At 45.5% G+C, this 14,285-nt stretch carries 17 protein-coding genes and 2 riboswitches; of the genes, 4 read left to right on the forward strand and 13 right to left on the reverse strand.

Annotated features, from left to right (window positions below; all coding sequences use genetic code 11):
- Positions 1–11: 11 nt before the first annotated feature.
- The 3 genes from RB160_RS21400 to RB160_RS21410 all read right to left on the reverse strand — a co-directional run bounded on the left by RB160_RS21400 (position 12) and on the right by RB160_RS21410 (position 3,604).
- Positions 12–686, reverse strand: coding sequence for a hypothetical protein (locus tag RB160_RS21400; RefSeq protein WP_316572481.1), 675 nt, complete (start codon positions 684–686; stop codon positions 12–14).
- 215 nt (positions 687–901) lie between these two features.
- A complete protein-coding gene (locus RB160_RS21405) occupies positions 902–1,222 on the reverse strand; it encodes a hypothetical protein (RefSeq protein WP_316572482.1) in 321 nt (106 codons plus the stop codon).
- 258 nt (positions 1,223–1,480) lie between these two features.
- Positions 1,481–3,604, reverse strand: a complete 2,124-nt coding sequence (locus RB160_RS21410; RefSeq protein ID WP_316572483.1) for a putative bifunctional diguanylate cyclase/phosphodiesterase — start codon at positions 3,602–3,604, stop codon at positions 1,481–1,483.
- Positions 3,605–3,989: 385 nt separating this feature from the next.
- On the opposite strand from RB160_RS21410, the gene RB160_RS21415 reads away from it, so the two are divergent.
- Entirely contained in the window at positions 3,990–5,270 is a 1,281-nt protein-coding gene (locus tag RB160_RS21415; protein WP_316572484.1) for an ArsB/NhaD family transporter, read from the forward strand.
- 12 nt (positions 5,271–5,282) lie between these two features.
- Positions 5,283–5,564 (forward strand): hypothetical protein, encoded by a 282-nt coding sequence (locus tag RB160_RS21420; RefSeq protein WP_316572485.1) that lies wholly within the window; start codon positions 5,283–5,285, stop codon positions 5,562–5,564.
- 22 nt (positions 5,565–5,586) lie between these two features.
- Here RB160_RS21420 and fbpA read toward each other — a convergent pair whose 3' ends face one another.
- The 7 genes from fbpA to RB160_RS21455 form a co-directional block, all read right to left on the reverse strand.
- Positions 5,587–5,754, reverse strand: coding sequence for a Fur-regulated basic protein FbpA (gene fbpA / locus RB160_RS21425; RefSeq protein WP_316572486.1), 168 nt, complete (start codon positions 5,752–5,754; stop codon positions 5,587–5,589).
- Positions 5,755–5,834: 80 nt separating this feature from the next.
- Positions 5,835–5,934, reverse strand: a riboswitch (SAM riboswitch).
- A gap of 63 nt (positions 5,935–5,997) precedes the next feature.
- Positions 5,998–6,099, reverse strand: a riboswitch (SAM riboswitch).
- A gap of 91 nt (positions 6,100–6,190) precedes the next feature.
- A complete protein-coding gene (locus tag RB160_RS21430; RefSeq protein ID WP_316572487.1) occupies positions 6,191–6,490 on the reverse strand; it encodes an iron-sulfur cluster assembly accessory protein in 300 nt (99 codons plus the stop codon).
- Between the two features lie 33 nt (positions 6,491–6,523).
- Entirely contained in the window at positions 6,524–7,252 is a 729-nt protein-coding gene (locus tag RB160_RS21435; RefSeq protein ID WP_316572488.1) for a hypothetical protein, read from the reverse strand.
- 31 nt (positions 7,253–7,283) lie between these two features.
- Positions 7,284–7,910 (reverse strand): class I SAM-dependent methyltransferase, encoded by a 627-nt coding sequence (locus RB160_RS21440; protein ID WP_316572489.1) that lies wholly within the window; start codon positions 7,908–7,910, stop codon positions 7,284–7,286.
- Positions 7,910–8,113: a DUF3951 domain-containing protein gene (locus tag RB160_RS21445; protein WP_316572490.1), complete on the reverse strand. Its 204-nt coding sequence runs from the start codon at positions 8,111–8,113 to the stop codon at positions 7,910–7,912. The genes RB160_RS21440 and RB160_RS21445 overlap by 1 nt, the downstream gene beginning before the upstream one ends.
- 25 nt (positions 8,114–8,138) lie before the next feature.
- Complete coding sequence (locus tag RB160_RS21450; protein ID WP_053365348.1) at positions 8,139–8,516, reverse strand: PH domain-containing protein; 378 nt, start codon at positions 8,514–8,516, stop codon at positions 8,139–8,141.
- A 16-nt stretch (positions 8,517–8,532) separates the two neighbouring features.
- The gene (locus RB160_RS21455; RefSeq protein ID WP_316572491.1) at positions 8,533–9,282 is read right to left on the reverse strand and encodes an NRDE family protein; all 750 of its coding nucleotides are present in this window, start codon (positions 9,280–9,282) and stop codon (positions 8,533–8,535) included.
- Between the two features lie 132 nt (positions 9,283–9,414).
- Between RB160_RS21455 and RB160_RS21460 the strand changes: the two genes are divergently transcribed.
- Positions 9,415–9,981, forward strand: a complete 567-nt coding sequence (locus RB160_RS21460; protein ID WP_316572492.1) for a DUF2238 domain-containing protein — start codon at positions 9,415–9,417, stop codon at positions 9,979–9,981.
- A 13-nt stretch (positions 9,982–9,994) separates the two neighbouring features.
- The gene (locus RB160_RS21465; RefSeq protein ID WP_316572493.1) at positions 9,995–10,564 is read left to right on the forward strand and encodes a DUF2238 domain-containing protein; all 570 of its coding nucleotides are present in this window, start codon (positions 9,995–9,997) and stop codon (positions 10,562–10,564) included.
- A 43-nt stretch (positions 10,565–10,607) separates the two neighbouring features.
- Here RB160_RS21465 and yhbH read toward each other — a convergent pair whose 3' ends face one another.
- The 3 genes from yhbH to RB160_RS21480 form a co-directional block, all read right to left on the reverse strand.
- On the reverse strand, positions 10,608–11,777 hold the full coding sequence (gene yhbH / locus RB160_RS21470) for a sporulation protein YhbH (RefSeq protein ID WP_316572494.1): 1,170 nt from the start codon (positions 11,775–11,777) through the stop codon (positions 10,608–10,610).
- Between the two features lie 210 nt (positions 11,778–11,987).
- Positions 11,988–12,185, reverse strand: coding sequence for a hypothetical protein (locus tag RB160_RS21475; RefSeq protein ID WP_316572495.1), 198 nt, complete (start codon positions 12,183–12,185; stop codon positions 11,988–11,990).
- Between the two features lie 89 nt (positions 12,186–12,274).
- Complete coding sequence (locus tag RB160_RS21480) at positions 12,275–14,170, reverse strand: PrkA family serine protein kinase (protein ID WP_316572496.1); 1,896 nt, start codon at positions 14,168–14,170, stop codon at positions 12,275–12,277.
- Positions 14,171–14,285 lie beyond the last annotated feature (115 nt).

Below are 14,285 nucleotides of genomic sequence, written 5' to 3' on the forward strand. Positions count from 1 at the left end.
TCATTTCCTCCTCATTCCCATGGCAATTTCATAAACCGGTCGATAACTAAACAATCTTCCCTACCGGCAAAAACGCCGGTCCCCTCCAGGTTCCTTGAAACAGCTGTCGCCAAAACCGGAATGCCAAGCCGTTCAGCAGCAGCATTGGCAAGGATTTCCCCTTTTAAAATATCTTCAGGCTCGGTTGCCCCGCCGAGATTCGTGTTGTTTATAATGCCTGCGACTGGAAGCCTCGCAGCCTTCTCAATTCCTTTTATTGACTCGATAATCCCATCAAGCGTGCTCACATATGGCCTGTTCGCGTTAAGAACGAACATCAACTTTGCACCAATATCCTTCCATTCATGATAATATTGGCCAAGGACAGTCGCCCCGTCTTTTTCTCCTCCAGCATCAATAATGACCCGGTAGGAAGGATCATGGATAACCCTATAGATTTCCCCCGATACAACAGGTAAATCCGAGGATGCAAGCCTTGAGGACGGACCGATCAGTTCGATGCCATTCTCTTTTAAAATCGCCGCCGCATCCCTTGATCTGAAATACGGATTTATCACATCAAGATCGGCAATCGCGACCTTTTGATGCACCCTCCGTTCCCGGAGTGCCAAATTAAGGGCAAGCTCTGTCTTTCCGCTCCCAAAATGCCCCGCCAAAATGGAAATCCTGGCATCCATCCTCATCATGGTCCCAACTCTCTTAGTTATTGAAAACGCTTACATATAATCCTTCGAAAATCCAACCATTGCCATTATAAATCACTTACTGGCAGCCTGGCTTTGACCTTTGTCACACCTAGGAAAGAATGGGACATTTTTTTACCCCTGTCCTCCAAAAAGATAAAGCGGCCTATTATTTTCACAAATAGGGCCGCTTTGCATTCATTAAAGATAGGTATTATTTAGCTCATAAAGGATAGGATTACTTTTTGCGGGATATCAATCGCCGTCTCCGACTTTTTTCTTAATTGGCCACAGGCAGGCATTTCATATGAAAATTCCTCGACTTCTTCAGGAATGATTCCTTCAACCTTCAAACGGTTGAATACTCGCTGCATGGCGTCATCCGTATCAATTTTTTCTTTCGTTCCGTTTTCCTGGAAGCAATCCACACAGGTTTCCACGATATTTTCATCAATTCGCTCTTCGGAAAAGACAAGCTTGCCACCGGCCATATTTTCAACTTCCGTATTCTCGAGTTCAATTATTGTAGTGATATTCATTTCCTGCACCTCCGTGTTTGTATAGGTCCATTATAAAAAAACTCGGCCGTGTTGTTTTCCTTTAAACAGGAAATTCGCATAATCTTCATATGTTTGTGTCGAATTTCTGTCAGTTTTGCAGAAAAAATTAAAAGGCAACCCCACCCCATTCCTTTTCACTATTTCTTAATTAAGTTTTCAAAATTCTGCTTTGAGGAAGTTTCCCCAATAACCTTAATATGGAGCATGCCATAAACGATCAATAAAGTTTTTTATCAATTAAACAAGTAATTGGGTGTTTTTTAAAAAGGAAAGTGCCATATCGGCTTCCAAGGGCCTGCTTATAAAGTATCCTTGGGTATAATTACAGGTGCTGCTCTCAAGAAATCCGAGCTGCTCGGCTGTTTCAACCCCTTCCGCAACTACCTTCAGCCTGAGGCTATGCGCAAGATTTATAATGGCAGAAGCGATTGAGGCATCCGTGGTATTCCGTTCAAGATTCATAATGAAAGAGCGATCTATTTTAAGTACATCAATCGGAAAATGCTTCAAATAGCTTAGCGAGGAAAAACCTGTCCCGAAATCATCAATCGCGATCGTAACACCAAGCGACTTTAGATTGTACAATACTTCGGCAGCCCTTTCAGGATCTTGCATAACCATTCCTTCGGTAAGCTCCAGCTCCAGCGCGTCCGGCGGCAGTCCGGTTTCTTCCAGGATCCCCCCGATCAGCTTTTCGAGGTTCTGTTTACGGAATTGCAACGGGGACAAGTTTACGCTTATAGAAAGATGTTCGTAGCCAAGATTATGCCACTCTTTGCACTGCTTGCAAGCTTCACGGAGAACCCATTCCCCAAGCGGAACGATAAGCCCCGTTTCTTCCGCGATATCGATGAACTCGCCGGGATAAAGGATTTTTTCTTCCCGTTTCCAGCGGACGAGCGCTTCAAAGCCATAAACGTCACTTGATTGGAGATTAAGCTTTGGCTGGTAATGCAAAATGAAGCTTTTCGTTTCCAGTGCTTGGCGAAGCTTTATTTCCGTTTCCAATCTTTCCATTGCCCTCGCATCCATAGTCGGATCAAATAGACGATAGCAATTCCGCCCATTCTCCTTCGACTTATACATGGCCAAATCGGCATTCCTGAGCAACATATTCAATTCACAGCCATCCCTTGGGCTGATGCTGATCCCGATACTTGTCGTGACCATAAACCGGCGCCCATTTATTTGGAAGGGCTGTTTCATTAGTTGGATAATTTTTTCGCTTGCGATGATGGTTTCTTCGTCCTCTTCCAATTCAGGCATAAGCACAACAAATTCGTCACCGCCAAAGCGGGCGACAATATTTCCCTGAATACATACTGTACGAAGCCTTGCAGCGACTTCCTTAAGCAATTTATCGCCGGCATGGTGCCCCATGCTGTCATTGATTACTTTAAAATGGTCCAAATCCAACAGCAGGACTCCAAGCTTTTTATGGGCGGCGCAATGGAAGTATTCTTTTAAAAACGACTCGAGGTACCATCTGTTTGGAAGGCCTGTCAAAGCATCATTGTAGGCCATGTGCTTGATGGCCTCCTCTGATTCTTTCCTGTCCCGGATATCCCTGCAAAGCGCGAGGAACATTTGCTTCCCGCCAATATCGATAAGACGGAAGTTGATGTCAATTGGAATCTCCCTCCCGTTGCTGTCAGCCATTCTGTCCTCGAAATGGCAGGAACGTTTTTTATCCGGATTGGCCTGAAGTTCACTCATTTTAGCGGGAAGGATTCCAAAAACATGCCCGGCATTCTTGGACAGTAATTCATCCCGGCTATAGCCAAGCAGCTCTATGGTCGCCGCATTGACATTTGTAATTTCACCGCTTAGCCCGATTAGAAAAAAACAGTCTGCCGCCTGGTCGACCACATTCCTAAATTTTTCTTCACTTTCCCTAAGTTTCTGTTCCATTTTTACCCGATCGGTTATATCCAAGCCAAATCCAAGTAGATAATCTTCATATTCCGTCTGGATGATTGTTTTCCCGGTATACATGACCCTTTCCTCGCCTTTAAATCCGACAGGTACTTCCTCGGCAATCAGCCTCCGCTGTCGCCATACCTCAAGGTCATTTGCTCTGTTGATCTCTGCAATGTGGCGCGGAAAAAAATCATAAACCGTCTTTCCAATCAATTCATCCAGTTCCATGCCGTGGACTCTTAGAACCTCAGCATTCGCAAATAAAGTCCGTCCTGCCCTGTCCTCCAAAAAAATATTGAGTGGAAGGGAATTTAGAATGTTCAGGTTCATAGACTCGCTAATCCGGAGTTTTTTTGAAAGGTCCTGCTCCTTTTCTTCCAGTTCTTCAACACGCTTCAGTAGTTCAAGGTAATCCGACTTGATTATCTCAAATGTCTCCATCCCGCTATCCTTCCCAGTTCAAAGCTCCTCGATGCTTCTTCCCTGCTAGTGAACTGTCGTTGTAAGACAAAGTTGGTATATCATTGTCCGTAGAAATGAAATAACCACAATAGTCCGATACCAATATTTTATAATGGCAGTTGCTGTCAAATCCTGTTGTTTCCCAAAAATTCATAAAGTTGTCGATTAAAGGTTACTGATTCCATCATTTAAGAGGATGCTGCCTTAAATCAAACACCGGACAAATCAGTAAACTGATCGTTCCTTTTCAGACTACTATTCCGACTATTGTTTTTTTCCCTTTATTTAAATATAATTTTAGAAAAGCTTTTTTTAAATATTTCAAAAGTTTACATTACACTTTCAACATTGGGAGATGGCGATTTTGACAAATCAAGCATTGCTTGCCATTGGAATTTTCCTGGTTGCCTATGCATTTATCGTGACCGAGAAAATCCACAGGACAATCATCGCGATGGCAGGGGGCATCGTCATGGTCCTCCTGGGCATACTCGATCAGGAATCAGCGCTTCATCACATTGACTTTAACACTCTTGGCCTGTTGACAGGGATGATGCTAATTGTCGCAATCACGGCTGAAACCGGATTATTCCGTTATTTAGCTATCTGGTCGGCAAAGAAAGTAAAAGGTGACCCTTTAAAGCTTCTTATTGTTTTAGGGCTGATTACCGCACTGGCTTCTGCTTTCCTCGATAACGTGACGACCGTTTTACTGATTGTTCCAGTTACCTTCAGTATCACACGGCAGCTGAAAGTGAATCCGATGCCCTATTTGATTACGCAAATTATCGCCTCGAATATCGGGGGAACCGCAACACTGATTGGAGATCCTCCGAACATTATGATTGGAAGCGCCGTCAAGGAACTTACCTTTTCAGCGTTCATTGTTAACCTGGCGCCGATTGCGTTTATCACCTTAATTGTTAATATCGTAATCCTCGGTTTCCTTTACAGAAAATCACTTCATACTACAGAAGAACTTAAAGCAGGCATTATGAACCTTGATGAAAAAGCGGAAATCACTGATACAGTCTTGCTGAAGAAATCACTATTTGTTCTTGCTGTAACAATTTTAGGCTTTTTTGTCCACCAGTTCATTCAAGTTGAAAACGCGACGATTGCATTGGCTGGCGCTTTCCTTTTGCTCCTTCTGACTGGGGAACATTACCTTGAGGAGTCAATGAAAAAAGTCGAATGGCTGACAATCTTTTTCTTTATCGGCCTGTTCGTCCTTGTCGGAGGCTTAATGGAAACAGGGGTTATTTCAATGCTAGCCGAAAAATCGATGGAACTTACCGGCGGGGATGTGACCGCGACATCGCTGCTCATTCTTTGGGTCAGCGCAATCGCATCCGCATTCATTGACAATATTCCATTTGTCGCCACCATGATTCCCATGATCAAAGACATGGGCTCAATGGGAATTACCAACCTGGAACCGCTGTGGTGGAGCCTCGCTCTTGGCGCATGCCTTGGCGGAAACGGAACTTTGATTGGCGCGAGTGCCAACGTCATTGTCGCCGGTATGGCCGCAAAAGAAAAACATTCAATTTCCTTCGTGAAATATCTTATCGTCGCCTTCCCGCTCATGTTGCTTACAATAGCCATTTGCACGGTCTATGTTTATTTCAGGTATTTACAATAAGGGAGGAAACCAGTGATGGATTTGGTTTACACATATGATCGAACCCGTTTGGAAATCGTTGAAATGCCAGGTGAAAGTGACGTGGAATTTACCTTAAAATTTGCAGACCATGCCCTCGAAAAACAATTTAGCGCCGTACGCGACTATTTTTACGGAAATGACGACCTGACGGATGCTTATTTCCATACGAGCCTGGATAAAGTGATAAAGGTCTCCCTGAAGCAGGAATACTATACTGAATTTCTCCTCCAACTTTTTAAAAACAAATTGCTTGTATCACTGTTGTGGAAGTAGGAAAAGCCGGACGCTTTAATTTTTAGCGCCCGGCTTCTTTTTTTAATATAAGCATGTATTCATGTTCAAGGGTTTGTAGGGGTGCGTCGTATAGATGCTGTTGATCGGATGTTTTGTATACATTCCTTGAAAGCAGTTCTTCAATCAGTTTTTCTTTCCTCTTCTCAATCATTTCTGATGTTCTTGCCACTTTTCTTCTCCTTTCCGTTGAATTTTAATAAAAATACCTCTTCCGGTAAGGAAGAGGTTGCTGGTTTATTTGCGTTGCTCTCCTTATCTTTCAGGGATTCCCTGCTGGAATTGGCACAGTGCCGTTGGGCCTGCTGCCGAGGCTTCAAAGGGCCATTCCCTCCACCTCTCTTGATAAGAACGGTATTCAATTTTGGGTATTAAAAAAACCCTTTTCGATAAAAAGAGGGCGGCATCCGTTCTCTTCTTATCTTTCAGGCGCTTGCCCGAAGGAATTGGCACAGTACCATAAAGGCCTGTTGCCGAGGCTTCAAAGGGCCGTTCCCTCCACCTCTCTTGATAAGAAATATACAATTTCATTTACTTTAGCGTATTGCAGTTGGAAAGTCAAACCCCTTTTTCAACCAGAGGGCGAAAGAAGTGCGTTTCGCCCGTACTTAATGATGATGGTGGCCGCCTTTGGAAGGATTCGTGATTACAAACTCCTCGCGTGGGACGTAAAAATATTGGATCCAGACCCCATCCAAATATTCCTCGCGCGAATCGAGGATGATGTCGATATCCTTGTCTGTTTTAACGACTTCATCATGCTCCTTGGGCGTATCAAGGACTAGGTCATAGTGGGCATGATCTCCGTGCATATGTGTGATGATGACCCGGAACATTTGGCCTTCTTTGGCGGTTTTAAGCATCTCCTTTAGTACTTTTGCGGCATTACGGTTAATTTTCACTTTCATTTTCGGCAGCTCCTTTTACGAGAAATTTAATTTTTATAGCTGTTCAGTTTCAAACAAAGTATGATTCCAGCCCGTGTTCAACGCTTGTTTGGATGCCCATAAATTGGCTAGAAGCCTTGGAACCATTTGTTTTGACGGCAGTTGATTGTTTTCCTGGAAGTAAACGAAATACAGGAGGTAAAGGAATGCATTCGTTTTAAGATGGATATCCCTGAAATACGGCTCATTTTCGGTCGCAGTCGCAAACGAACGCGTTTCCGCTCCTGCGATGTACCGCGTTTCTTTCCCTTTAAAAGTATTCTTCACAAAATGGATGTTCCCGACTACCGTTGGATCGTCCTCGCCATCCGCATTCGCAAGTCGGGCCTGTTTTTCCGCGGAAAAGCTACGAAGGTTATCCACCAGTATACTTGTGTGGGCATACGCCTTATCAAATCCTTCATCCTTTGGCCGTAGTCCTTCCTCCTCTAGCAGGCTGACAAGCGGGAGGGTTGTCCCATCTTCAACATATGCGGGCCTGGCTGTTTGCCTTGCCCATTTCAGGCCCGATAAACTTTTCGAAGTAAAAAAGGTCATAAAGTACCAATTTCCTTTGTCATCTTCAGCCAACTGCAGGACCGGTTCACCCTTCCGGCGGAAAATGCGGAACCTGTCCGCCTTATCAAACATAAATTGCTCAGTATCTGATTTTTCCCAACCAGCCAAGTATGTAATCCCGGGCTTCTTGACCGGAACGGCAATGTGAATATAGTAGAGGAACATCCAAAAACACTCCCGGCAAAAAAGTCTCCCTCTACCATTCCCGAATGCCAGTGTTTTCACACATTTCTTCTATATTCCTGCACTCGATTGCAAGAAAAAGGCCTTTGTAATACGTTCTCGTTTTTTCAATATGAATTCCGGCCTTCTTTATTTCTGAAGCCGTGTCCCGGTTCAGGTTGCAGCCACCGCATACCCTTCTCCATACCGGGTTGAGGATGTCCTGCATGGTTGCGAGCGAGGGCTGCGGCATTTTCACATGCTCGAAAAACAGAATTGGTGCCCCCGGTTTCAAAACCCTTTTGATTTCTTTAAGCGCCAATTCCGCATCCGGAATTGTGCAGAACACTAGCGTTGCCACAGCCGCATCGAAAGCATTGTCGGGAAATTCAAGCCGTTCCGCCGATTGCTGATGGACTAGAATAGGTACTTTCGCCTCGCTAATCCGGCGGGCGGCCCTTTCAATCATATAGGGATCCGGCTCGATGGCGTCAACCCTCTCCGCTTTTGTGTAAAGGGGGAAGTTTATTCCCGAGCCGGAGCCGATTTCAAGCACGATTCCTTCCGCTTTATCCAGCAGAGCCTTCCTTATTTCTTTAAACATTCCATTCTCCAAACCTTTCATCCCTGCATCGTACAGGGCCGGAAACCATTTACCCATTATCCATTCCCCTTGCCGTCTCCTGAACCCTCATCCATAATGATTTCCACATTTTCACGAAAAGCACTCGGCGAGTGCCCTGTTATTTCATCAAACGGGGTATAGGATGGGGTAATGCTTTTCTTTTTGAAAAGAACCTTATAGAATGCAATCGCAACAAGGACAACTATTCCAATTGAAAACAGCTCAGGCAAAACGCTCATCTTCCATCCCCCTTAATTTAAACTATTACTTAAGCACATACGCCGCTAGCACGCTTTGGAGTTCATAAATATTCAGGCTTTTGTTAAACTGCTTCTGCAGCGGCATAGGGCTGCCTGACACCCAGATCTTCAGCTCGGCATCCAGGTCAAAACTTCCCGCCGTTTCAATGCTGAAATGGGTGATACTCCTGTAGGGGATTGAGTGATACTCCGTCTTTTTCCCAGTAATCCCTTGTTTATCAACTAGAATGAGCCGCCTGTTTGTGAAAATAAACATATCCCTGACAAGCCGGTACGCTTTCTCGATTGACTCCCCCGGTGCGAGAACCTTCGCATATTCCTTTTGAACCTCGGGAAGGCTCACCTCCGAAGCATTGCCCATCAATCCATCCAAAAACCCCATCAGAATCCCTCCTATATTAACTTAAAGGCAGTTTAAACCTTTTTTCGGCAAATTCTTCCCCATCATAAACCCTTTCGATATAGTATAATTCTTTATCCCCCATTAACAGGACAGTAGAACACCGAGTACCATATCCTTCACTCTTAATAAAAAGCGGCGAGAGTACCCGCTCCCATTCAAGCCCGATGCCTGTATCCGGCAGCTCCAAATCCGGGGCTGGCTCCGCGTGGCGCAAAAGGTCGAACAGTGCCCGCTCCAAGTCGGCTGCATCCTGCTTAAGCAACTCTCCAAGCCCTTTTTTTCCCCGTACAACCTTTGGCCACGGCGTATTAAGAAGATGGTTACTGACGCCATGGATTCCCGGCTCAACCTCCTTCGCCACCCCCTCCATATTGGAAAAATAATAAAGGCTTTTCCCGTCGTCCACGAGCAAATTATAGCCAGGATACAGCTCCCCTGTTGACGCAAGACCGGCCACATAGTCGGCTGATGCCATCCCGCCCTTTAAAAACCCGGCGACAAGTTCCCCGCGTGACAGCTTTCCAACGGCATTCATTTGTTTAGGGTCCCGATAATTCGTAAGCGCGGCAAATCTGCCATCCGCGCTGACCCCCATCCAGGTCCCCATCTTTTCCAAATCCCGCCCGGCAAGGATTCTCGGCTCATCCTCCCAGAAATCCGCCGGGGCTGTTGGCCTTTTATAGCTTTCATCCCGGTTCGCCGCCACAATCAGCCTATACCGCGGATGGGCTTTATACGCAAACACAATGAGGCACACCCGATTCGCCCCCCTCTAATCTCTTACACCAATAGTATCCCATTTTGGAAAGGAATGTATCATGTTTTTGCTCAAATCAGGCAATACTAATCGGTACTGACCTGCATGAGGTGAAAACGGATGAAACGCAAATGGATCATCGGGCTAAGCACCCTGTTTATCGTATTCATGGCCATCTTGTTTATTTATTATTTTAAAAAAGGGGACGACTCCAGATGGCAGGTAGCCTTAGGAGGGATTATCGTAAGCGCCCTTCCGCTGCTCCTCCTCCTTGCCAAAAGAAACCCTTTCAATCTTCCGTTAATTGTCGGCTATTATATAGCCATTTTCTGCACGACCTATCTCGGTTCGATTGCGACATTTTACTTAAAGCATAAATGGTGGGATTCAACGATTCATTTCTATAAAGGAATCCTTGTTGGTTTAATTGGTATCGCCCTCTATAAGCTGTGGGTTCCCGAAAGTGCAAGGAAAGCGGTATCACGGCCAATCCTCTTCTTATTTACATTTTCGCTGGCGGTTTCGTCGAGTGTACTTTGGGAAATATATGAATTTACAGGGGACCAGTTTTTCACCCATACAATGCAGCTCGGCGGCAACAAGGACACGATGTTAGACTTGCTTGCTGGAACTGGCGGTGGCTTTCTTGCTGGAATTTATGCCGCCGCGAAGAAGGTACATTTGTAGAGGAGGCGGTTGAATGGGCCGCAAGCTTGTGATTATTTTCAGTCTCATTTATATTTTATTCATGGCCTGGCTCGCTTTTCGCTTCCATGCCGAAAAAGATTCATTCAGGTTTTCGGTGGCCGCCGCCGGAATTGGCTGCGGTGCCGTTCCACTCATCCTGGGCTTTTTTATCAAATGGAAATTCAATCTCCCGCTCGTCCTGTCCTATCTTATCTTCCTCTTCGGCTCGCAATACCTTGGCTCAATAAAGGGATGGTATGGCCTTGGCTGGTGGGACACGTTTCTCCATGCCATTAGCGGGGCGATTCTCGGTTTTGCCGGTGTCGCGCTTTATGAACGGATGATTCACCGGGATGCCGGAAGGCTGATTTCGCCGTGGTTCGTCTTCCTGTTTGTTTTTGCCTTCGCCGTATTCGGAGGCGTCGTCTGGGAAATCTACGAATTCAGCTCAGATCAGCTATTTGGGATGGACTTGCAGGGAGGCGGCAACAAGGATACAATGATTGACCTGATTTCCGATACCCTCGGCGGCCTCGCTGTCGCCATTTGGGCCGGGCTACGGACTAAAATCAGGAAAGGTTGAATACAATGAATTGAAAAAGCCAGCGTTTGCTGGCTTTTTCCTATCACGCGTATTTCTTTTCTTCCTCGTTGGAAAAGAAGCTTTTCATTGCATTAAAGACGTCCGCTTTTTGTTTAAGGATATAATGCCTGAACTTCTCATTTTTAATATTTTTATAGGCGGTCATCAATGTCGAGTGGCGGTTATACTGGTTGACCTCGCCGTAGCCGAACATATTCGAAACCTTCATCAATTCCTCGACAAGCTTTACACAGCGGGCGTTGTCGGAGGTAAGGTTATCCCCATCCGAGAAATGGAATGGGTAAATATTGAATTTTACTGGATCGTATTTTCTCTGGATAAGTTCCAGTGCCTTTCGGTATGCAGAAGAACAAATTGTCCCTCCGCTTTCGCCTTTTGAAAAGAAATCTTCTTCTGAGACAACCTTCGCCTCCGTATGGTGGGCGATGAATTCGATCTCGACCGTTTCGTATTTCGTCCTGAGAAAACGGGTCATCCAGAAAAAGAAGCTCCTCGCCATATACTTTTCCCATAACCCCATCGATCCACTCGTGTCCATCATTGCGAGAACTACAGCTTTTGAATCAGGCTTGATGATTTCATTCCATGTCTTGAATTTCAGGTCTTCATTGTAAATTGGGTGGAACCCCGGCTTGCCCTGCATCGCATTTCGTTTAAACGCCGATATCATCGTCCTTTTTTTATCAATATTACCCATCAGACCCGTCTTTCTAATGTCATTGAACTCTATGTGTTGAACGACATGCTCTTCCTGTTCCTTCCTCTTCAGGTTGGGAAGTTCAAGCTGCTTGAACAGGGCTTCTTCGAGTTCCATCATCGATACTTCCGCCTCAAAATAGTCTTCCCCTGCCTGGTCCCCTGCACCCTGGCCTTTGCCGGGCCCTTTCTTGTCGCCCGACCCGTCCCGGGCAACAACATCGCCTACCTTGGACTTGCCATTTCCCTGGCCGACATGCTTGTTTTTATCATAATTATAACGAATTTTGTATTCATCCAATGAACGAATTGGTATTTTAACAACATCGCGGCCATTTGACATAATAATGCTTTCCTCGGTAATCAAGTCTGGAAGATTATTGCGAATCGCCTCCTGGACTTTTTCCTGATGCCGTTGCTGGTCATCTTGGCCTTTTCGGTGGAGGGACCAATCTTCCTTTGAGATCACAAAATGGTGATTGTTCTCATCGATCATTCCAAACCCCTCCTTTATTCAGTTTGTACCGTAAAATTACAAATGGTTCACATTTGGCTCCATAACACTTCAGTTATATTGGTTACTCTATCCTATGCCATACTTGTGGATAATTTACAAATTATTTCGAAAATTGTCCGCGGAAGATTTTAGGAAATCTATTGACAGTTTGATTATTCTAGGCCCAAAAAAATAAATATCCCCCGCCATTTAGCGGAGGAAATCATCTTTCTTCACATGCTGGATTGGATCAGGATTTTTATCGTAATCCTCTTTCAATTCCTTGTTGGAGCGTCGGTTTTCCATTTGCTTGCCGAGATTTTTAATATCTTCCATGTTAGGGGCCATTGACCCGTTTTCTGGCTGATAGTCTTTATCCAGCCCTACCTTTTTATCCTTTTTGTCCATCGGTTTCACCTCTACCGTTCTTTTTCCCCGATTTTATTTTTCATAAACTAAGAGCCGGAAAAACGATCCGGCTCTTGCTAATGAGGATGTTAACGGTTCAGGAGGCTTCCGACATACCTGAGCAATTCGTTTGCAGAGGTAGAATTATAGCCATGCTCATCAATGAGGCGCGCTACAACATCATTGATTTTCTTCAGCTGCTGCTCGTCAGGAGTCTTCGATGAGGTCGTGATTTTGACGACATCCTTCAGGTCGGCAAACAGCTTCTTCTGGATTGCTTCACGGAGGCGGTCGTGGGAATTGTAATCAAACCGTTTCCCTTTCCTAGCATAGGCCGAGATCCGGATTAGGACTTCTTCGCGGAACGCCTTTTTCGCATTTTCTGAAATGCCGATCTGCTCTTCAATCGACCTCATCAGTTTTTCATCAGGCGATATTTCTTCGCCTGTCAGCGGGTCGCGCAGTTTTGCCTTGTTGCAATAAGCTTCAACATTATCGAGATAATTGTCCATCAGCGTCTTGGCGGACTCCTCATATGAATAGACAAACGCCTTTTGGACTTCTTTTTTGGCTATCGTATCATACTCTTTCCGTGCGAGCGAAATGTAATTCATGTACTTTTCACGCAGCTCGGCTGTAATGGATGGATGTTGGTCCAACCCGTCCTTCAATGACCGGAGCACATCGAGTGCGTTAATGGAGGCAACTTCCTTTCGGATAATCGTCGACGAGATCCGGTTGATGACATACCGCGGATCAATGCCGCTCATCCCTTCATCCTGATATTCCTTCTTCAATTCATCTACATCTGCCTGATTGTAGCCTTCAACGTTTTCACCATCATAAAGCCTCATTTTTTTCACAAGGTCGATGTCGCCCTTTTTCGGCTCTTTCAGCCTTGTTAGAATCGTAAACATCGCGGCCACCTTCAATGTGTGCGGCGCGATATGCACATCGGATACATCGCTTTCCCGGATCATTTTTTCATAAATGCGTTCCTCCTGTGAAACCTTTAGGTTGTAAGGAATCGGCATAACAATGATCCTGGAATGGAGCGCCTCGTTTTTCTTGTTTGAGATAAACGAACGGTATTCCGTTTCGTTTGTATGCGCGACTATTAGCTCATCAGCCGAGATTAGCGCGAATCTTCCCGCCTTAAAGTTCCCTTCCTGGGTCAGAGAAAGCAGGTGCCATAGGAACTTCTCATCGCATTTGAGCATTTCCTGGAACTCCATCATCCCACGGTTCGCCTTGTTCAGTTCGCCATCGAACCGATATGCCCGCGGGTCGGATTCTGAGCCGTATTCGGCAATCGTCGAGAAGTCGAGGCTTCCGGTCAAGTCGGCGATATCCTGCGATTTTGGATCGGAAGGGCTGAAGGTTCCAATTCCGATCCTCCTGTCCTCGGAAAAGAAAATCCGCTCTACCTGGACGTCCTCGATCCTGCCTCCATATTCCTGTTCCAGCCTCATCATGTTAAGCGGCGATAGATTCCCTTCAATCCGGATTCCATATTCCTCATAAAAATCCTTCCGCAAATAATGCGGGATGAGATGAAGCGGATCCTCGTGCATCGGGCAGCCTTTTATGGCATAAACAGCGCCGTTGTCGGAATGGGAATATGCTTCAAGCCCTCGCTTCAGCATAGTCACAAGCGTAGATTTGCCTCCGCTGACCGGCCCCATCAACAGCAAAATCCGCTTGCGGACGTCAAGCCGTTTCGCGGCGGGGTGAAAGTATTCCTCTACCAGCCTATCAAGCGCCTCTTCAAGGCCAAAGAGCTGCTGGTTGAAAAATTCATATGTCTTTTTGCCCTTTTCCTTTACTATCCCGGCATCTTTAATCATATTATAAACTCGGGAATGGGCGGATTGGGCTACCCATGGCTTTTCTTTTAATAGCTGCAGGTACTCGGCAAACGTGCCTTCCCAGCGGAGTTTTTCTTCCTCTTCTCTGTACATCTCGATTTTTCTTAAAATATCCATAAAGTAAAGTCCTCCCCTGTCGCTTAAATCAGAGACGATTACTATACTCTATGCGGGCACTGATTTGAACATGCAAATGGGCTGGTAGGAAAAATATGGACCCCTTTCAAGAAAA

It is taken from the genome of Neobacillus sp. YIM B06451, from assembly GCF_032667185.1.
In the GTDB taxonomy this organism is placed as follows: Bacteria; Bacillota; Bacilli; order Bacillales; family Cytobacillaceae; genus Bacillus_D.

Excerpts from the sequence above, each read along its gene's own strand:
- RB160_RS21400 (WP_316572481.1), bottom strand. The coding sequence starts at position 686 with ATGATGAGGATGGATGCCAGGATTTCCATTTTGGCGGGGCATTTTGGG.
- RB160_RS21405 (WP_316572482.1), bottom strand. The coding sequence starts at position 1,222 with ATGAATATCACTACAATAATTGAACTCGAGAATACGGAAGTTGAAAAT.
- RB160_RS21410 (WP_316572483.1), bottom strand. The coding sequence starts at position 3,604 with ATGGAGACATTTGAGATAATCAAGTCGGATTACCTTGAACTACTGAAG.
- RB160_RS21430 (WP_316572487.1), bottom strand. The coding sequence starts at position 6,490 with ATGAAAGTGAAAATTAACCGTAATGCCGCAAAAGTACTAAAGGAGATG.
- RB160_RS21435 (WP_316572488.1), bottom strand. The coding sequence starts at position 7,252 with ATGTTCCTCTACTATATTCACATTGCCGTTCCGGTCAAGAAGCCCGGG.
- RB160_RS21440 (WP_316572489.1), bottom strand. The coding sequence starts at position 7,910 with ATGGGTAAATGGTTTCCGGCCCTGTACGATGCAGGGATGAAAGGTTTG.
- RB160_RS21445 (WP_316572490.1), bottom strand. The coding sequence starts at position 8,113 with ATGAGCGTTTTGCCTGAGCTGTTTTCAATTGGAATAGTTGTCCTTGTT.
- RB160_RS21450 (WP_053365348.1), bottom strand. The coding sequence starts at position 8,516 with ATGGGGTTTTTGGATGGATTGATGGGCAATGCTTCGGAGGTGAGCCTT.
- RB160_RS21460 (WP_316572492.1), top strand. The coding sequence starts at position 9,415 with ATGAAACGCAAATGGATCATCGGGCTAAGCACCCTGTTTATCGTATTC.
- RB160_RS21465 (WP_316572493.1), top strand. The coding sequence starts at position 9,995 with ATGGGCCGCAAGCTTGTGATTATTTTCAGTCTCATTTATATTTTATTC.
- yhbH (WP_316572494.1), bottom strand. The coding sequence starts at position 11,777 with ATGATCGATGAGAACAATCACCATTTTGTGATCTCAAAGGAAGATTGG.
- RB160_RS21475 (WP_316572495.1), bottom strand. The coding sequence starts at position 12,185 with ATGGACAAAAAGGATAAAAAGGTAGGGCTGGATAAAGACTATCAGCCA.
- RB160_RS21480 (WP_316572496.1), bottom strand. The coding sequence starts at position 14,170 with ATGGATATTTTAAGAAAAATCGAGATGTACAGAGAAGAGGAAGAAAAA.